The 18722-nt window shown below is 50.4% G+C and carries 16 protein-coding genes; 3 read left to right on the top strand and 13 right to left on the bottom strand.

The genetic code is table 11. The features are described from left to right. Positions 1–384: 384 nt before the first annotated feature. From ric to H6507_00065, 13 genes are read right to left on the bottom strand one after another with little or no spacing between them, the layout of a single operon-like run. The gene (ric, locus tag H6507_00005) at positions 385–1083 is read right to left on the bottom strand and encodes an iron-sulfur cluster repair di-iron protein (GenBank protein MCB9367483.1); all 699 of its coding nucleotides are present in this window, start codon (positions 1081–1083) and stop codon (positions 385–387) included. A 28-nt stretch (positions 1084–1111) separates the two neighbouring features. Then, positions 1112–2659: a NarK/NasA family nitrate transporter gene (locus tag H6507_00010; protein MCB9367484.1), complete on the bottom strand. Its 1548-nt coding sequence runs from the start codon at positions 2657–2659 to the stop codon at positions 1112–1114. A gap of 13 nt (positions 2660–2672) precedes the next feature. After that, entirely contained in the window at positions 2673–4199 is a 1527-nt protein-coding gene (locus tag H6507_00015) for a NarK/NasA family nitrate transporter (GenBank protein ID MCB9367485.1), read from the bottom strand. Between the two features lie 24 nt (positions 4200–4223). Beyond that, positions 4224–4799 (bottom strand): hypothetical protein, encoded by a 576-nt coding sequence (locus H6507_00020; protein ID MCB9367486.1) that lies wholly within the window; start codon positions 4797–4799, stop codon positions 4224–4226. A gap of 5 nt (positions 4800–4804) precedes the next feature. After that, positions 4805–5902 carry a cytochrome bc complex cytochrome b subunit gene (locus H6507_00025; protein ID MCB9367487.1) on the bottom strand — a complete coding sequence of 366 codons (1098 nt, stop codon included), beginning with the start codon at positions 5900–5902 and terminating at the stop codon, positions 4805–4807. Next, positions 5902–7218, bottom strand: coding sequence for a respiratory nitrate reductase subunit gamma (narI, locus tag H6507_00030; protein MCB9367488.1), 1317 nt, complete (start codon positions 7216–7218; stop codon positions 5902–5904). Before narI ends, H6507_00025 begins: the two co-directional genes overlap by 1 nt. Continuing rightward, positions 7211–7747 carry a hypothetical protein gene (locus H6507_00035; protein MCB9367489.1) on the bottom strand — a complete coding sequence of 179 codons (537 nt, stop codon included), beginning with the start codon at positions 7745–7747 and terminating at the stop codon, positions 7211–7213. Before H6507_00035 ends, narI begins: the two co-directional genes overlap by 8 nt. 1 nt (position 7748) lies before the next feature. After that, on the bottom strand, positions 7749–9239 hold the full coding sequence (gene narH / locus H6507_00040; protein MCB9367490.1) for a nitrate reductase subunit beta: 1491 nt from the start codon (positions 9237–9239) through the stop codon (positions 7749–7751). A gap of 9 nt (positions 9240–9248) precedes the next feature. Then, entirely contained in the window at positions 9249–12872 is a 3624-nt protein-coding gene (locus tag H6507_00045; protein ID MCB9367491.1) for a nitrate reductase subunit alpha, read from the bottom strand. Further along, complete coding sequence (locus tag H6507_00050) at positions 12869–13672, bottom strand: c-type cytochrome (protein ID MCB9367492.1); 804 nt, start codon at positions 13670–13672, stop codon at positions 12869–12871. Before H6507_00050 ends, H6507_00045 begins: the two co-directional genes overlap by 4 nt. Beyond that, positions 13669–14190: an MOSC domain-containing protein gene (locus H6507_00055; GenBank protein ID MCB9367493.1), complete on the bottom strand. Its 522-nt coding sequence runs from the start codon at positions 14188–14190 to the stop codon at positions 13669–13671. The genes H6507_00050 and H6507_00055 overlap by 4 nt, the downstream gene beginning before the upstream one ends. 4 nt (positions 14191–14194) lie before the next feature. Next, positions 14195–15211: a GTP 3',8-cyclase MoaA gene (gene moaA, locus H6507_00060; protein ID MCB9367494.1), complete on the bottom strand. Its 1017-nt coding sequence runs from the start codon at positions 15209–15211 to the stop codon at positions 14195–14197. 9 nt (positions 15212–15220) lie between these two features. Beyond that, complete coding sequence (locus H6507_00065; protein ID MCB9367495.1) at positions 15221–15664, bottom strand: Rrf2 family transcriptional regulator; 444 nt, start codon at positions 15662–15664, stop codon at positions 15221–15223. Positions 15665–15917: 253 nt separating this feature from the next. Between H6507_00065 and H6507_00070 the strand changes: the two genes are divergently transcribed. Genes H6507_00070 through H6507_00080 form a run of 3 tightly spaced genes read left to right on the top strand, consistent with a single transcriptional unit; the run spans position 15918 to position 18683 of the window. Then, a complete protein-coding gene (locus H6507_00070; GenBank protein MCB9367496.1) occupies positions 15918–16541 on the top strand; it encodes an NTP transferase domain-containing protein in 624 nt (207 codons plus the stop codon). Then, positions 16538–17476: a bifunctional molybdenum cofactor biosynthesis protein MoaC/MoaB gene (locus H6507_00075; protein MCB9367497.1), complete on the top strand. Its 939-nt coding sequence runs from the start codon at positions 16538–16540 to the stop codon at positions 17474–17476. Before H6507_00070 ends, H6507_00075 begins: the two co-directional genes overlap by 4 nt. After that, entirely contained in the window at positions 17469–18683 is a 1215-nt protein-coding gene (locus tag H6507_00080; GenBank protein MCB9367498.1) for a molybdopterin molybdotransferase MoeA, read from the top strand. Before H6507_00075 ends, H6507_00080 begins: the two co-directional genes overlap by 8 nt. The last annotated feature ends 39 nt before the right edge of the window (positions 18684–18722 follow it).

The following is an 18722-nucleotide window of genomic DNA, read 5'->3' on the forward strand; positions in this document are numbered from 1 at the left end:
AATCGAGCCTCCTGTTTTCTTTTGGGGCATGCCGGTTCACTGCCATTTTTCATGGGCAATTTCATTGTGAAAGTGATGCGACAGATCAGTTGACAACGGATACGAAAGTCTCGACTTGAATGTGAACATACGAACAAAATCGGTTTGCAAAAAAGCCCTGCAAAACAATGTTTTAGCAGGGCTTTAGTTGGTGCACCCACAGGGACTCGAACCCCGAACCAATTGATTAAGAGTAAATTAGTGGGGGTTGTTTTACAAGATATTACACGGCGACAAAGACAAATTCGGGACAGTTCGAGATGAACGTGTTCTTTCTGTGTAGTCGGATTTGGTGCCCTTGTGTAGGCAACGTCGCCGTAAGAAGAATAGTGTGAACAGTCCCGTTTACTTACCTCTTAAAGCACGCGGGAAGAGGATGTTGTTCTCCTTGTGGATGTGCCAATGTAAATCGCGCTCAAGCTCCTCCAGCCCAGCGAATAGTCCACGAAATGTGTTGCATGCGTCAGCCGGCGGAGTGTAGTCGTTGGTCAATTCTCTGAGTTTCAACAGCGCTTGGCCAGCTGATTCGTGCTCCTGCTCCATAACGCTGATCGGCCCAAAGAGCTGTGCGGCAGCTTCGGCAGGCAGAGAGCCTTGCTCAATTCTCTTGACCGCCGGGAAAAGAATATTCTCTTCTTTGTACATATGAGAATCCAATTCCGCATATAAGCCCGAGAAAGTCTGAAGAACATCGAGCATTTCGGGATGATGTTCACCATGAACGCGGTAGACCTTTTCAGCCATTTCGCCAAGATGCGGAAGCGCATTCTTCAGATAGTCATGGTGCTGTGCAAGAATGTTATCGACAAGTGCCGATAGCGTTGCTTTCGACCAATCCGGCTCCGAATTAGTGTCTTCCCGACTATCTTGGTCGGCCAGTTCTGCTTTGATAGTTTGTGGGTCGATGTTCTTTTCCTCGCAAACCACATTGAGGGGCCGACCGCCACCGCAACAGAAATCTATTTTGTGTTTTTGAAATATTCGAGCTCTACTCGGCTTGTCAACGACGAGCTGCCCGACGGGAGTTTCAAGCAAATTTTCCATCCTGTTTTTCACCTATTTTGTTTTGGTTTTAGCACTTGATCTCGGCATTCCGTCGCGCGTAAAACCACCAGTTAACCAATAAACAACTGCCATAATAGACGGCAAAACCGTACAGAGCATATTCCGGATGCCCGGCTTGAATTTGTGCCCCAAATACTTTCGGAATGATGAATGCGCCGTAAGCGGCAACGGCAGAAGTCCACCCCAGCACAGGGCCTGCCTGATGAGGCTCGAAGATCATCGGTATCATTCGGAACGTAGATCCGTTACCTATGCCCGTTGTGACGAACAACAACAAGAAGAGAATCAGGAAGGGAAAGAAATAGACTTCAGGATTCGGCGCGTCATTCGCAGCTTTCACGTTGTAAGCTACACCCAGCGCAGCAGCGATCATGACGATCGTGTCCCAATGTGTAACACGCGCGCCGCCGAATTTGTCAGACAACCAACCTCCCACCGGACGAATTAGCGATCCGACCAGTGGCCCGAGCCAAGCGTACGCAAATGGATTCGGCGCGTTGGAATTGATAGAGCCATCGGGCAGGTAACCAAAGACGTCCTGTATCAACTTCGGAAATGCCGCAGAGTATCCAATAAATGATCCAAACGTCATCACATAGAGCCAGGTCATTACCCAATTGTGTTTTTCGCCGAAGATTGCATACTGCTTCTTCAGGTTTGTGCGAATCTTCTCCGGGGAAAGATAGCGAATAAGCGCAAGTGTCAGCAGAATCGTGATGGGAAGAACGATCCACATATTCACTTTCAGAGAAATCAGCAAATACAAGCCGACAGCCGCGGACGCGAAACCCAGAGTGGTGAGATACAGCATTTTGCCAATCGCTGCGGGCGCTGAACCGACATTGTGCGTCGCCATGTTGTTCATTAAGAACCAGGCAAGAATCGTAAGAACCAGCAGAATCGGCACCCACACGAATCCACTGTTTTGAATCCACACCGAAGCACCGGTTGTGGGCATACTGTAGGCACCTCCACCAAAAGCACCAAACATTCCAAAAGTCATTGTGAAGGGCAACAGTACTTGCATTACACTGACGCCGAGATTTCCAAGACCAGCATTCAACCCCAGGGCCGTTCCCTGTACCCGTTTGGGGAAGAAAATGCTGATGTTAGACATTGAAGATGCAAATGCACCGCCTCCGATGCCTGAGAGCGCGGAGAGAACCACGAACGTCGAATAGGATGTGCCCGGCTCGCGCAGTGCAAGTCCCAGCCCGATTGCAGGAAGGATCAACAAAGCTGTCGTAGCGACGATGACGTTTCTTCCACCGCTAAGTGCAACAAAAAAAGAATTGGGGATGCGCAGCGTCGCACCTGTGAGACCGGCTATGGAGATCATGGTGTAGAGCATCGCCTTATTCTTTGCCGGATCGGGATCGAACACGAACCCAAGTTCCTGCATCTTCGTTGTGACAATCGACCAATACATCCAAACGGCGAAGCCGCACAGCAAACAAGGAATTGATATCCAGAGATTGCGGTTCGCGATGCGCTTGCCTTCTGATTCCCAGAAGACGTTGTCTTCAACATTCCAATTTGTAAGGGAGTGTCCCATGTGCGTAGTCCGGTTAGTTTGAAGGAACTGCCGTGGTTATTGGCAGAGAGTGATGATCCTCAATCTGCCGCATCAATACGGGCTGTTTTTCGCGCATCATTCGTTGAATAACTCGGTGCATCCACCACAAACACCAGGCGCTAAAAGCTGCAAAGAACATCCAACACGTCGTCCAGATACCGGTTCCTTTCAATAAGTATCCGAAAATAATCGGACAGAAAAACCCTCCTAATCCACCGACGACGCCGACAATTCCTCCGACCACGCCGACATCGTCAGGGAAATAGTCTGGGATGTGTTTATAAACGGCGGCCTTACCGATGCCCATCATGATTCCCACAATAAACACGAGTACCGTGAAGATCCAGATGTTCGCTTGAAAGTAGAGATGCGTAACGCCTTTAGCAAGGAGTTCCTTCTTCTTGATCTTGTCGCCGACTTGCACGACTGGTTCTTGCCAGAACGTGCCGGCAGGAATCACGTAGGTTGCTTGATCAAGGTGTTCGCGCCAACCCAGCGGCTTTGGCCTCAGTTTGTACGGTGTTCCGTCCACAGAAATAGTGGAATCTGAGACTTCTGTGACTGTTCCCCCTTTAACTGCGATGATGCTTTGTCCAGGCGACTGGATGTCCATTTTGGGAATGATCAAGAGACCGCAGCATATCACGCAAGCCCCGAGTACCCAATACATAACTTTGCGCGCGCCAAATTTGTCGGACATCCATCCACCCAGCGCACGAATTACACCGGAGGGCAAACTGAATATTGCGGCCAACAAGCCTGCGGTCGCAATTGTCACTGAATAGACGCTGACATAATACGGGATCAGCCACTGTGCAAGTGCGACAAATCCGCCAAACACCAAGAAGTAGTAAGCACCGAATCTCCAAACTCTCATGTGTCTTAGCGGATCGAGGCGCTGCCTTAGAGTATATCCCTGACTGTGTCCGGCGAGTTTCGTGTGAGAAAAGAGGACAAATAGAACGGCCACTAGCACAAGTCCTCCGGCGTACATTCGCGGGAGCATTCGCCAACCTTCGAGATTCGTGCCACCATCCGTCAGCCAACGCAAGACGAACGGAGCTCCCATGCTTGTCAGCGCCGCCCCTGCGTTTCCTGCGCCGAAAATACCTAACGCCGTGCCCTGTCTCTCTTTCTTGAACCACACAGACGTATACGCGATTCCTACCGCGAATGAGGCTCCGGTTAATCCAAAGCCAAGTCCCGCCAACATGAACTGTGTGAAATTGTTGGCGTAGCTCACCAAGAACATGGGAACTGCGGCCAAGAGCATCAGCACGCTGTAGACGACGCGACCGCCATATTTATCCGTGAGAATTCCAACAGGCAGCCGGGTGATTGATCCCGTCAAGACGGGTATACCAATCAACCATCCCATCTGAGCCTTATCCCAATGAAACACTCCATTGTCCACCAAGTAGGTAATCAACACACCGTTCATCATCCACGCCGCGAAGCAAACGGTGAACGCGAGCGTATTGAGGATCAGTACTTGAATTGCCTTGCTATTTTCTTGCATGGCGATCCCTCAGATTTCGAGATGCTAATTTCTCGCTTCGTGTGATTCGGCTTGAATTGCGAATCCCTGCAGCAGGTTGCTAAGACCATAGAAGCCCGAAGCTGTCGCGAGAATGATCAAGAATATGTGCAGTTTGTATTGGTTTAGATTGTGAACAAATAGCTTCCATGGATTGCCGTGCGAGCTATTGAGAGGATTTGTACCATCCAAGTATTCCAGAGCGTCGGGGATTCCATCTTCGTCGAGATCACTTTGGAAACCGTAAGCTTCGGCAAGTTGCTCGGGGTGCGCCCGTAACTCGAGGAATTTCGTTTTGCCGATTTTTCTGATGATATTGTTACCAAACGCGTTTAGAATTGGGCTTTCGACAGGCATGCCGGGTGCGAAGGCGCCGCGAGCTGCATTTAATCTGTTCAACTCGACGGGCGTGAGACTTCCGATTTGGCCCCGTGATGCCCCTTCGGGTCCGTCACCATTGACGTGACACATGGCGCAGTTTATCGGGCGGCCCGAATTCTCCTGTGAAAATCGCTGAAACTCTGGATAGGCGAAGCAGTTCCCAATGAATACAAGCGCCACAACAAAAACAGATTTGACCATAGCTACTATCCCTTAATGGCGTGATAAATGCTTTCGCCAAACAGAGTCATGATAACCAAGTATGCCGCGATTGCTGATGCGATCCAGCGCATAAATTTGTGACTCGCACCTTTGAATATCCAGGGCGCGGCAAATAGCCCGAGAGTCGCCGTAGTCATTACGACCATAATGATCCAGAACGGAAGTAGCTCCATTGGGTAATAGACGAAGTAGAAATACCATTCAGGCTTGATACCGTCCGGAGTGGATCCGAGAGCGTTGTAGGGTTCGAGCAGCGGGTATGGAAAGAGTGAATCGAACGGCAAACAAAGTGCGAGTACAAAGACGACGAGAAACGCGATTCCCCACTCTTTGAAGTCTTTCAGAATGAAAATCGGGAAGAACTTCTCTTTGCGGACAGGCTTCTCCTCGATTCCAGGACTCATGCCATGAAGTTGCACTGACAACAAATGCAGCCCGATCACTCCAAGTACGAGCAGCGGAAGAATAACCACGTGTAATGCGAAAAATCGACTGAGTGTCGCCTGACCGATTGCAGGCGCACCCTGAATCGTCACACGTACATCCTCGGCAAGGTGAGACAGCGCCGCAGGTAAATACTGTCCGACTTGATCGATTGAGGCCAATCCGACCTTGGTCGCATTTACTGCGATTTGATTCCACGGAAGTAGATAACCGGTGAATCCGAATCCGAAGGTCACAAGCAGCAACAAGACACCCGCGATCCATGTAATCTCACGCGGCTTGGCAAACGCTTTCATTGCGAGCGACGTCAGCATGTGGGTGATGACACAGAAGATCATGAACGACGCTGACCACGCGTGAAGATTTCTGACGAGTGCACCCATCGTGACAAAATGGGTGATGTATTCCACGGACTCGTGCGCTTCACTCACCGTCGGTTCGTAATAAAACAGGAGCATCAGCCCTGTCACTACTTGGATGATGAAAAAGAAGAGTGCCAATCCTCCGACGTAATATCCCCACGACATGGGATGAACAGGAACATCCTTCTCCGTCACCATGTGCTTGAAGCTTAGTTTTTCAAGGGGAAGCCGTAAGGCAAGAAAATCAAAGGTGGATGCGACAAATGACCTCTTCATCATGCCTCCGCCGAGAGTGATCTTACGATGTAGAGCGAATAGTCTCCGGCAATCTGCGGATCGATTCGTCCGGTCCGCGAGCCACGCGAACTTTCCGTCGCGATCTCTGCGCCCTGTTCGTCGCGAACAATCCATGCGATGCGGTCGAGCGGAGCTTTTGCCGGAGCGCCTTCATTCGGCAAACCGGTCTTAACGTCGAAATACGAGACATGGCACGGACATAGTATCTTGCCATTTGTGTCAACCTGATTTCCGACGGTGCAGCCGAGGTGCGTGCATTTGGCAGAGAGCAGCATCGGCCAGCCGTCTTCTGATCTAAAAGCAAGTCCGGGCCGCATTGCATAGTCAATGAAATACCTTCCCGTCGATCCATTCAGGTCGGAAAGCCTGGCGACATAGATTTCATTGCTGCGCAAGCGCTCTAATTCGAGTTGTTTCTCTTCGGCAGTTAATTGCAACCGCCGAAGCCGAGTTTCAAGTAGATCGGCTTCCTCGTCATGATGCAAACCGGGCATTTGAAAAAAACGACCAAGTTTGTCAAGCACTCCGACGGAGAGCAGCAATCCGGCGGCGCTCAAACCGAGAGAGGCTTTGATAAAGTGTCTGCGGGAGTTCTGATCCGCCCTGGCGACAACCGCACTCGCATTGCGGCGCGGGTTTGTCCATACTACTTTTTGCGGCGATCGCATCAAGTAGTGTATGGGAACTGTGATCATATGAATCAAACGAGTAAACGGGAAAATAAGGACAATTAACCACGCACCGACAATATGCGCCTGAATAATTACGGGCATGTCAGGAATGACCGAAATGTCGGGACTGAGTGTTATGAGGCTCCAAACGTACGGGGCTAAGGTGCCGGTGGACCAGCTTGCACCCCACCGGAAACCACCGGCGATCATTAACCCCAAAGTTATCTGCCCAAGCAAGAGCAATGCAACTATGAAATCGGCAAGCCTCGTTGTCTTCTGCAACCGTGCTGTGGTAGCGCGACGAAATATGAGTACTATCAATCCGACAAGGCAAATAATGCTTGCGGCCATGCCAAGAGTCTCCGCTACGGTAAGTAGGGAAGGAATTGCCATCAGTCGTTGCCATAGACCTGGGACGAGAAAAGCGACAAAATGACCCAAGAATACTGTTAATATTCCGATGTGCCAAGGAGCGGAGCCCCAGAGCATTTTCTTGCCTTCAAGAAATTGAGAAGACAGCGTGGTGATTCCATAACGATCGTATTTGAATCGCCGGACAGTTCCGACAACGCAAACGATTATGGCTGCGTAGGGCAGACCGACGTAGAGGAACAGCTCAAGCATAGACGGCCTCCTTTCCAGCCTCGGTCTCAACGATTTCACAAGCCGCTTTGAGTAGATGCGCGAATGGACTGTTTTTCGAAGCCAGAAACTCCGCCATTTTCATCAGACCGGGTAAAACTACGTATGTTGAAAGTTCTTTGCGGTCGACCACAGAAGCGCACGGTAGAAACCCAATCACTGTGCTCATGTGGTCGGCTGACTCGCCAGTGGAAACATACGATGTCTCGCGATACATGTCGAGCAGCCCGACCATCAAGTGCGATCTTTTGAAACTTTCCACTCCAAACAGGTGGACGCTTAAGGCAGGTGACGCAACCGGATTTAAGTCAAAAGTCTTCGAGTATAACTCTTGAATATCAGTGATTGAGAACGATTCTATTTCCTTAAGAAAGGCTCTGATGTGTCGGGTTGCGTGTTTTGAGTCCACGGAATCCGCGAGAGCCTGGGCAAGTTCGAGATAGTTGACTTGAGGATGACTGAGCAGTATAGCAAGATGCTCGAAATTGTTACCGACAATAGATTGAGACATACTATGCCCTCCCCGCACCGGCTTGCTTGATGTAGCCGCAACTTCCTTTGCAATCTTGTACGTCGCAGAGCGAACTAATTGCTTCCTCTCGTTGCAGTGGCGGAAGGACGTACCTCTTGTGGACAGTCGGGATAGCAGTCAGACTGTAAATTTCTTCCGCTTCTTCGGGTGTCGTGCCAGCTTCACGCATGATTCTGCGAACATTGTCATCGTCCACATCTCCGACATCCTGCATACGCTTGTAGTATCTGACGGCCATTAGCTTTCTGAGAGCGGCCGTAACCACTGCCTCGTTTCCAGCACTGAAGAGGCGAGCCATATATTTGATCGAGAGTCTTGCTTTGTCCAAAGAGCTGAACATCGTTTGATCCGCATGATCATAGGGTTGATCGCCGTCTTTTCCCATAACCGGCAAGAGCGGCGGGACATAAAAGAGCATCGGCATAGTTCGATACTCGATGTGCAACGGAAGAGCAAGTTTCCACTTAACGACGTATTTGTACACGGGAGATTTGCGCGCAGCTTCAAGAAACTCATCGCTGATTCCATTTGCGCGCGCACTCGCGATGACATTTTCATCATTAGGATCGCAGATTACATCACGCTGCGCCTCGACCAACAATGGATCCGCCGTTTTCATCGCTGTTTCGATGCGGTCCGCGTCATAAAGAAGAACGCCGAGATAACGGATTCGACCGACACATGAATGGAAGCATGCTGGCGCTTGTCCGGTTTCAAGACGTGGATAACAGAGAATGCATTTCTCGGACTTTCCAGTAACCCAGTTATAATAGATCTTCTTGTATGGGCACGCCGAGACACAGGCACGCCAGCCTCGACAGACATCCTGATTGATTAGCACGATTCCATCTTCGCCGCGTTTGTAGAGTGCCCCCGATGGACATGATGCCACGCAACTCGGGTTGGCGCAATGATTACATATACGCGGCAGATACATGAACGCGACTCGTTGAATCTCGAACAACTGCTGCCGTTCTTCAGGAGTTAGTCCGTCGTAGTTTACATCGTTGGCTGCGTAGAGGGGAGACCCTGACAGATCGTCATCCCAATTGGGACCGGCCTCGATTTTCATTTCCTCGCCCGTGATCTGAGATACCGGTCTTGCTGTCGGCTGATCGTCTCCTTCTGGCGCGTCAAAGAGATTCTCGTACTCGTACGTCCACGGCTCGTAGTAATCTTCAAGCCCCGGCTGATTGGGGTTGTAGAAGAGTTTCAGCAACCCGCTCAATTTGGATTGCGATTTCAACTGAAGCGACTTACTTCCGGTCAGTTTCCAGCCGCCTTTATAGCGCTCCTGATCTTCCCAACGGTGCGGAAATCCTGTACCCGGCTTCGTTTCGACATTGTTCCACCACATGTATTCTGCGCCGGGCCGGTCGGTCCAAATATTCTTGCAAGCGATGCTGCACGTATGACACCCAATACATTTGTCAAGGTGAAACACCATGGAGACTTGTGCTCTAATGTCCATTGTTCACCTCTAATAGTCTACTTTTTCGAGTTTCTTGACTGCCACAAATGTATCCCGATTCACTCCGGGAGGACCCCAGTAATTGAAGGCATATGTAAATTGCCCGTATCCGCCGATCATAAACAGTGGTTTGAGTCGCGCGCGCGTAAGGCTGTTGTGACCACCAGCTCTGCGGTTTCCGCGCTCCGGAGATTTGGGAATGCCGATAGTTCGTTCCGGAGAGTGGTAGATGAAACACATGCCGCGAGGGATTCGCGCGCTGACATTCGCGCATGTGCACACTACTCCGTGATCGTTAAAGATTTCGACCCAATCATTGTCTTCCACGCCAAGCAGTAATGCGTCCTTATCATTGATCCAAATGGGATCATGTCCCCGGCTTAGCGTACGCATTCTCAAAGTGTCGCCATAAGTCGAATGGATAGACCATTTCCCGTGGGGGGTCAAATAGTTCAGCACCAGTGTTCCACCGGCCGGTTTAGACATTTTCAGGTCACCGAGAATCTCGCGCGCCGGACGAGGTTTGTATGTTGGAAGGTTTTCACCGTACGCGATATACGTCTCGTGGTCGAGATAGTAGTGCTGTCTTCCACTAAGTGTGCGCCACGGAATATCGCCTTCAACGTTTTGACAATAGGCAGAATAGGTTCTGTTGTCGCTTGTTACGCCGGTCCAGAAGGGAGTAGTGAGAATTCTGCGGGGCTGGGCAGCGATGTCTTCAAACGTAATGCGAACTGAGCGGGTCTTTTCGGCAGCATGCGAGTGATCAATACCGGTTTTGACCGCCTCTGCTTTGTAGGCGCGGAAGGCCAGCTCGCCGTTTGTCTCAGGTGCGAAATTCAAAATCGCTTCGCAAACCAAAACATCTTCACGCAATGAGGGATACTCTTTACCGTCCCATTTTTCTGTAGGGTTGTTTTCCATGAAGGAATCGTACATGTCCGCGACTTCAAACAGAAGACCGTGCATCCCGAGTCCGTTCCTGAAATTCGGCCCAAGACTTATGAATTTGTTGAATACATTTTTATAGTCGCGCTTGACGACTTTCATGGCAGGCATCGTCTTGCCGGGGATCGCTTCGCATTCGCCTTTTGACCAATCCTTAACAGTCGGTTGCGCAATTTCAGCCGGTGTGTCGTGTGCGAGTGGCGCAGTCACGACATCTTCAACGGAATCGGGGAGATGTTTCTCTGCCAGCTTCGATGTTGCGCGCGCGATCTCGCGGAATATGTCCCAGTCGCTCTTGGATTCCCAACAAGGCGGGACGGCGGCCTGCAACGGATGAATGAAGCTGTGCATGTCCGTCGAGTTGAGATCATTCTTCTCATAGTAGGTTGCCGCCGGTAGTATGATATCCGAATAGAGCGCAGAGGAGTCCATCCGGTAGTTGAGGTCTACAACCAAGTCCATCTTGCCGAGTTCGACCTTGTCGTGCCAAGTCACATCTTCGACGAGCTCCTTCGCGCGCTCCGTGGCGATAAGATTCGTATGAGTCCCGAGATAGTGCTTTAGGAAATACTCATGTCCTTTCGCAGACGACATCAAGGCATTTCCCCGCCAGATATAGAATATTCGCGGGAAGCATTTTGGTGAATCTGGATCCTCAACTGCAAATTTGAGTTTCTTTGATTTCAGCCGGTCAACAACATTCTTGATGATTGACGCTTCGTCTTCGGCACCGTTTTGCCGCGCTTCACGAGCCACTTCAATCGAGGATTGATCGAATTGTGGATATGATGGAAGCCAACCCGCACGCACTGCCTGAATTTGCCGGTCCATTGTGTGACCGGAAGCCATTGAGTGCGAACGGTCGGCGACGGGACAGACTTCGTCCATTTTTCCGTCGTAGCGCCATTGATCCGAATGGACATAGTGGAATGACGGCGTGTTTTGGAGACGAGGCGGCGCCGACCAATCGGTACCGAACGCGATTGGCGCCCAGGATGTCTGCGGAACGAGTTTCTCTTGTCCAACATAGTGATTGAGCCCGCCGCCATTTTTTCCGACACAGCCGCACAGCATCAGGCTCGAGATAATTGATCTGTAAATCAAATTATTATGATACCAGTGGTTCACACCGGCGCCGATAATCACGCTGCAGCGGCCATTGGTTTTTTCTGCGGTGGTTGCCCAGTTGCGAGCGAAGCGAAGCACGACATCACCGGACACACCTGTGAACTTTTCTTGCCATGCGGGAGTATAGCAATGATCAGGCTCGTCGTATGGAATCGGCTTGTTCAAGTCCCGGCTTACTCCGTAGCTTGCGATCAACAATTCAAAAGCTGTTGTCACATAGATCTCGCCGTGCGCCGTCTGAATCTTACGGACAGGAACCATGGACTCGATTCGTCCGTCACCCTTTTCAGACGAGAACTCAGGAATCCTCACGGTAACCAGATCATCTTTGCTTGCATCCAGCGTCAAAAGCGGATCAAACTCTACCCCCGTGCGTTCGTCTTCGAGTTTGAGGTTCCATTGACCTTTTTTGTCCTGCCAGCGATGTCCGATTGTTCCCTGTGGAAGGCGCAGCTCACCGTTTTTGGAATCAATCATCAGGAATTTCCAGTCGGCCTTGTCGATGCCCGAGATGGAATCGACTTGTGACACGCGCAGGTATTGACCCGGCTTGAAAGTTCCGTCAGTTTGTTTGTGTAACTGAACGAGAATCGGACCGTCGGTAAAGCGTTTCTGGTAGTCTGTGAAGTAGGGAACACTTCGCTCAACATAATTTTCGCGCAAAATCGTATGCCCGACGGACATCCAGAAGGCGGAATCCTGTCCCTGATGAATCGGCACCCACTCGTCTGAGACTTTGGAGACCATAGAGAAGTCCGGCGAGAAAACGACGACCTTCGCTCCACGATGCCGAGCTTCAACAAGAAAATGCGCATCGGGAGTTCGCGTCATCAAGACATTTGACCCAACGACAGCAATGAATCCCGACTTGAACCAATCCGCACTTTCTGCAACGTCCGTTTGCTCGCCCCAAACTTCAGGAGAAGCCGGGGGCAAATCGCAGTACCAGTCATAGAACGAAAGTGAAACGCCGCCCATAAGCTGCATGAAGCGCGCTCCGGCGGCATAGCTTACCATCGACATTGCGGGAATCGGCGAGAAGCCTGCGATGCGGTCCGGGCCGTGCTTCTGCACCGTATGAATATTTGCCGCAGAAAGAATCTCGAGCGCTTCGTCCCAGCTAAACCGCCGCAATCCGCCTTTACCGCGCGCAGTATGATAACGAGCGCGCGATTCCGGATTCGAAACAATAGAATCCCATGCCGCAACCGGATTATCAGGGAAGTTACGTTTTGCGTCGCGCCACAAATCGATCAGAGCGCCGCGAACGTAGGGATACTTCACCCGAATGGGACTATAGATATACCAGGAGTACGAGATACCGCGTTGACAGCCGCGAGGTTCGTAGGGAGGAATATCCTTGTCGATTATCGGATAGTCCAAAGCCTGCATTTCCCACGTTACGATGCCGTTCTTGACGTAGATGTTCCAACTGCATCCACCCGTGCAGTTGACTCCATGTGTGCTACGAATTATCTTGTCGTAGGACCAACGGTTTCTATAGAGGTCTTCCCATTCCCGCTGCTTGGGGTCGAAGAGATCTGTTATCCAGCTCATGCCATGCCTCGTTGACGCGAAAAGTTTTTGCGCGAGCGCTTTCTGTACAGTCCGACCACAACCAAGAATCCAATGACTCCGAGCGACGCCCCAAGGACGGGTACACTCTTCTCAGCGCTTGACTTGGGCATCAATTCCGGTGAAGTGAGATACTCTGCGAGGTGTACGGCTTCTTGCGCTGTAATTGGATGGTTCTGATAGGTTCCAGACATTACCTTATACTGAGTCTGTTGTATTGCCGATATCATCGCTACTTTACTTAGCCGAGTATGCAATGAAGTGAGGTCAGGACCAAAGGTTCCGCCTTGCGCGCCTGTCCTGTGACAGGTGATGCAAGCGATACCTCCATTTACAAGCGGTATTGTACCGTCGAACAATCTCTGTCCAACACTCTTTGACGCAGGCTCGAGCTTCGCGGCGACCGCTTTCGCAGCGAGTTCTTGCGCGATGTGGACGCGTTCTTGCGCTCTCGAATCGTGTAGCAATTCGACATATTGATCAATGTCTTCTTGCGTCAACGGTCCCACTCGAGGTTCCATCAGTTTAACCTTTGCAAAAAGATCTGCTTTTGGCCAGGCGCGAGTAGGAAGGAGATCGGGACCTGTGAGTTTTCCGCCTCCGATTGTGTGACATCCCGCGCACTTTTGAGCGTAGCTTTGGGCCGCCACGTCGACCTGAACAGTTGTGTCTGCTGTTAAGGTCGAATCAGCGGTTGCTGCGACGGAAGACGAATCTTGTGCGAGTGACGTCGTCAGGGAGAGTAACAAGAACAGTGCGAACTGAAGAACAATGTGCTTCATGAATTCACCGCGTCGATTGCAACTTGGACATGATTGCTTTCACTCGGGATCGTGTGTACCACCACATTATCGCCTACCCTAATAACGCCGCCCCGCTTCACGATTGCGAATATACCCTCGCGAGGCATTACGCAATCGCCTGCACGATAGTAAATTGCGCACTTCTGATGGCACTCTTTCCCGATTTGCGTGATTTCTAGTTCAGATTCCCCAATTGATACTCGCGCACCGATAGTAAGATTGGGGATATCGATAAATTCGGTTGTGATATTTTCGGCAAAAGCACCCGGGCGAACGGGCACTCCCTTGTCTCGCATTTTCTGGACGCTTTCCATGGCGAGCAAGCTGACTTGCCTGTGCCAATCTCCGGCATGAATGTCGCCTTCAAGCCCCCAATTTTCTATCAGGCGTACTTCTTCGCGATTTGATTTGGGAATGCCACGGCGAGTGCTTGTCGAAATCGCGACAATCCTGCCGGAAGTTGTGGATGTTGAATGATCGTGTTGCGACTCGAGCATTGTTTTATCCTCCAATTTCGATCATGCTGAGATCGTTAAGCTTCTCAAGCTCCGTGGGATCAGGATGACCTTTCGGTTTCAAGCGAACTGCATCTGCAATGAGACTGCGGATGACCTCGTCGGACAGATTCGCCCGAAGGCTCTCACGAAGCTGAACTTGAGCAGGGAAAAACAGGCAAGCCTTAAGTGCGCCATCGGCAGTCAAACGCAGCCGGGAGCAAGTCGAGCAGAAGCTGTTCGACATGGACGCGATGAAACTTACCTTTCCAAGAAATCCCGGAATCATGAAGTCTTCCGCAACACGGTTGCTTATGAATGTATCCGGAAGAGCCTGTAGATCATATTTCGCCTCAAGTCGGGAGCGCATTTCGCTGTAAGTTACAACGCCGCAAGGATCCCAGCGATTCCCTTTGAACGGCATATATTCAATAAAGCGGACATTTACTGGTGTGGTACGAGCCAGTTCGACAAAATCGGCCATCTCGTGTTCGTTTATTCCAGCCATTACAACCATATTGATCTTGACTTGATCGAAGTCGCAATCGAGAGCGGAGTTCAAAGATTTGAGTACGGCGGTAAGTAGGTCACGACGGGCGATTCGGAGGAAGTTTTCCCGATTCAGGCTGTCGAGACTGATATTTACGCTTGACAATCCGGCACGTTTCAGGTCCTGAGCGTACTTTGAAAAGAGCACACCGTTCGTCGTAAGACATACTTTCTCGATACCGGGAACTTCGACAAGTCGAGAAACGAGTAATGGGAGGTCTTTGCGTGTTGTAGGCTCTCCCCCGGTCAGCCGGATCTTCTTGACACCCATTTCTGCCATTAAGCGGGCGACGCGCACAATCTCTTCGGTCTCCAGAAGTAGACCGGAGGGTTTCCAGTCTACACCTTCAACCGGCATGCAGTAGGTGCATCGAAGGTTGCAGCGATCGGTGACGGAAATCCTCAAGTAGTCGTGTATCCTGCCGAAGCGGTCGATAAGTTGCGGCGCAGGTTTATTTCCGGCTAACAGTTCCAAGTTTGCACGTTATGATTTTGAATTCGGTATGTCTGAATTTGCTGACTTAAGGCTGATACTGGCAAGCGTTCCAATCGTTGTGGATTCGAGAAGATTTCGAACCACAGATCGCGAATTCTCCCAAAGCTGTTCGAACGGGCACTGCGTGGTTTTGCCGCATTCACCGTAGGCCAGAACACACGAGCTAAGTTTCTTCTCTGTGTCGAACATTTCTGATATCATAAGAAGCGTGATCGTATCCGGTGCCTGAGTAAGAGTGTATCCGCCGTTGGGGCCGCGAATTGAAGAAACTAACCCCTGCGATTTCAGCACTCCGAGGACTTTGCTGAGATAGGGCAGGGGGATACCCTCCTGAGTTGCGACCACATTTGCCAACCAGCGGCTGTTCTTGGGCTGACAGGCCAGCCAGGTGAGGGCTCGAACCGCATATGCCGCTGAATGTGAAAACAACATAAAAGAGTATTGTATCTTTTTATCCGAATATATATTATATTGGTGGGCGTGTCAATGCTTTGGAGTAAAAAATCCAAAATCTATAAATATATATTTTCTTTTTGATTAGTTGAATATTTCGTACCTCGAATAGCCTACTAAGAAGCCACGGTGCTTCATTTCTAACCTCCTCCACATGTGTTCTAATGATGCGAAATTATTCTAATGTTCAAAAATTGGGAGATTGCAAGGATTTACTATATTGGTAGGTGATATGACCACGTCTGAGCAAAATTATGGGGTTGTCGCCGCGATTCTGGCGGGCGGAATGAGTTCACGAATGGGCAAGCCGAAAGCCGGGGTGCGGTTGTCGACCGGTCTTTCAGTATTTGAAACCGTATGGGCAGTATTGAGCCGCATGAATATTCCGAAAGCGATAGTCGGTCATGCGCACGGTATTGAATTGGCTTCCTTGGGAAACCCAATCGTAGTTCCAGACGTCGTTGAGCGGCGCGGGCCGGTCGGGGCACTGCTCGGACTCTTGAAAAGCGGGCTCGGCACTCATTACCTTGTTGTCGGATGCGATCAAATTTTGCTCACTCCTGCCTTGCTTCAGAAGCTTTTGACAGAGATTGACACTCGTCCAGCGGTATTAGGACTTCACAACAGTCACTTCAGTCCATTACCTGCACTCATTCCGGATACGGTGATCGGACGCGTTGAGGAATTACTGCAAAGTGAAAAGGCATCGATTCGCGACCTTCTTACTTTGACAAACGCAAGAATTGAAACTATTAGCGAATCAGAACTTGAACTGCTTCGAAGCGTGAACACTCCGCAAGATCTGGCGGAATTGGATCGTTTACAAAAAAATAACTCGATAGATCAAGAAACATGATCGACGTATCAAAAAAATCGCCAACTCTTCGAATTGCGGTTGCTGAATCCACTATTCAAATTTCGCCGGCGACGGTTGAACGCATACTCGCGCGGTCAGTACCCAAAGGAGATCCGCTCGAAGTTGCCCGAGTCGCGGGAATTATGGCCGCGAAACGAACGCAGGACATTATTCCGTTTTGTCATCCGGTTCCCATCGAGTTTATTGGCATAGAGCACAAGATCGTTGAATCAAGAGTCATGTTGACTGCGACTGTGAAAGGGATTTACCGTACTGGCATGGAGATGGAAGCCATGACAGCAGCAGCAGTTGCCGCATTGACCGTGTATGACATGCTCAAAATGCTTGATGACAAGATGGAGATTGAATCCGTAAAGCTAATCGAAAAGCGCGGCGGTAAATCAGATTTTAAGACACGAGTCGCCACTCCGCTTCATGCTGCGGTCTTGGTTTTGTCCGACTCGGTTTCAGCCGGCAAGAAATCCGATGCGTCCGGCCTTCTCATCAAGGACATGCTTACGAACTCTGGAATTATCGTCGACAGTTATGAGATTTTGCCCGACGACCGAGCAGCCATCATTGATAAGTTGAGAGACTACTGTGATAAGTCGCGACTTGACCTTGTGGTAACGACGGGCGGTACCGGTTTCAGTCCAAGAGACACAACTCCAGAGGCAATGTTGGAAGTCATTGAGCGCAGCATTCCCGGAATACCGGAAGCGATGCGCGCCTACGGCCAACAGCGTACGCCTTATGCCATGCTTTCCCGTTCGGCAGCTGGCATCCGAGGCAATACGCTGATACTTAATCTCCCGGGATCGAAGCGCGGAGTCCAGGAATCACTCGATGCACTGTTCCCTGCTTTGCTGCATGCGTTTCCGATGATGAGGAGCGGTGGGCATGAGAATCCGATATTGAAGAATAGCGATGATTAGCATAGCAGACGCGAAAAGAATCATTCTTGATTCTTGCAAGAGCTGCGGACACGAAGTCAAGTTGCTGGCGGATGCGCTGAACTTCCACCTCGCAGAAGAACTAACCACGAAGTTTCCCATTCCACGGTTTGACAACAGCGCGGTCGACGGATTTGCTGTTCAATCACGGGATACGATCGCCGCAACGACAGATGAACCGGTGCGGCTGCAGATTATTGGCACAGTGCATACGGGCGCAGCGACAACATTCAGTCTTAAGAGTGGGCAAGCTGCGCGTATATTTACAGGTGCGCCAATTCCGGAAGGTGCTGACTCAGTAGTCATGCTTGAAGATACCAAATGCGAAAACGATGCTGTCTCCCTCGCGGAGCCGCTCGCGCGCGGCCGAAACGTTCGATTGTCGGGAGAGGAGTTTAAAGAGGGAGCAGTTTGTATTCCCAATCGAACACGAATGACTCCGCCTGCCATTGCTCTTGCGTCTTCACTTGGCGTCACTCATATCAGAGTATTCAGAAAACCCAGCGTTGCCCTCATAATCACGGGTACTGAACTTGTGCAACCGGGCGAGGAGCTTGGTTCCTCGCAGATTTACGATTCGAACCTGCTTGGTTTAACTGCAGCACTTGCTGACACGGGAATACTTGTTTCTCGCGCATTAAGATGTAAGGACAATTTGGGTGAAACTCAGGTTGCCTTGAGCGAAGCGCTTAACACCGCTGATGTGGTCATCACATCTGGTGGTGCCTCAGTTGGAGATGTTGATTATGTAAAGCCAGCGCTGAAGGGCATCGGGGGTGAAATCGATATAGAGAGTATTGCAATAAAGCCGGGAAAACCTACGATACATGCAAGAGTTGGATCCAAACATGTGTTTGGATTACCTGGAAATCCAGTTGCGGCTCTTGTGGTGTTTGCACTACTTGTACGGCCAGCGTTACAGGTAATGTCGGGTGCAGTCTACTCCGAACCCAAACTGATTTCGGCCAGACTGGGCGCGAATGTCAAGAAACGTACTCCTCGAACCGAATTCGTCAGAGCGACGCTCTCAAACGAAAGTGGAGAATTGATAGCGAAACCGTGCCAGGGCCAACAATCCCATATGCTTGGAGGATTGCTCAGCGCAGACTGTTTGATTGTTTGCGATGGTGAACCTGGAACCATTCGCGGGGATGACATAGTTAAGGTGATTTTGTTGCCTTGGACTTAAGACTTTGTTAGTAAGTTCCCTCGCAAATACTTGATGATT

The sequence above is a fragment of the Calditrichota bacterium genome (assembly GCA_020637445.1).
Lineage (GTDB): Bacteria > Electryoneota > RPQS01 > RPQS01 > RPQS01 > JABWCQ01.

Coding starts and splice junctions, on each gene's coding strand:
- ric (MCB9367483.1), bottom strand. CDS start 1,083: ATGGAAAATTTGCTTGAAACTCCCGTCGGGCAGCTCGTCGTTGACAAG.
- H6507_00010 (MCB9367484.1), bottom strand. CDS start 2,659: ATGGGACACTCCCTTACAAATTGGAATGTTGAAGACAACGTCTTCTGG.
- H6507_00015 (MCB9367485.1), bottom strand. CDS start 4,199: ATGCAAGAAAATAGCAAGGCAATTCAAGTACTGATCCTCAATACGCTC.
- H6507_00020 (MCB9367486.1), bottom strand. CDS start 4,799: ATGGTCAAATCTGTTTTTGTTGTGGCGCTTGTATTCATTGGGAACTGC.
- H6507_00025 (MCB9367487.1), bottom strand. CDS start 5,902: ATGAAGAGGTCATTTGTCGCATCCACCTTTGATTTTCTTGCCTTACGG.
- narI (MCB9367488.1), bottom strand. CDS start 7,218: ATGCTTGAGCTGTTCCTCTACGTCGGTCTGCCCTACGCAGCCATAATC.
- H6507_00035 (MCB9367489.1), bottom strand. CDS start 7,747: ATGTCTCAATCTATTGTCGGTAACAATTTCGAGCATCTTGCTATACTG.
- narH (MCB9367490.1), bottom strand. CDS start 9,239: ATGGACATTAGAGCACAAGTCTCCATGGTGTTTCACCTTGACAAATGT.
- H6507_00045 (MCB9367491.1), bottom strand. CDS start 12,872: ATGAGCTGGATAACAGATCTCTTCGACCCCAAGCAGCGGGAATGGGAA.
- H6507_00050 (MCB9367492.1), bottom strand. CDS start 13,672: ATGAAGCACATTGTTCTTCAGTTCGCACTGTTCTTGTTACTCTCCCTG.
- H6507_00055 (MCB9367493.1), bottom strand. CDS start 14,190: ATGCTCGAGTCGCAACACGATCATTCAACATCCACAACTTCCGGCAGG.
- H6507_00065 (MCB9367495.1), bottom strand. CDS start 15,664: ATGTTGTTTTCACATTCAGCGGCATATGCGGTTCGAGCCCTCACCTGG.
- H6507_00070 (MCB9367496.1), top strand. CDS start 15,918: ATGACCACGTCTGAGCAAAATTATGGGGTTGTCGCCGCGATTCTGGCG.
- H6507_00075 (MCB9367497.1), top strand. CDS start 16,538: ATGATCGACGTATCAAAAAAATCGCCAACTCTTCGAATTGCGGTTGCT.
- H6507_00080 (MCB9367498.1), top strand. CDS start 17,469: ATGATTAGCATAGCAGACGCGAAAAGAATCATTCTTGATTCTTGCAAG.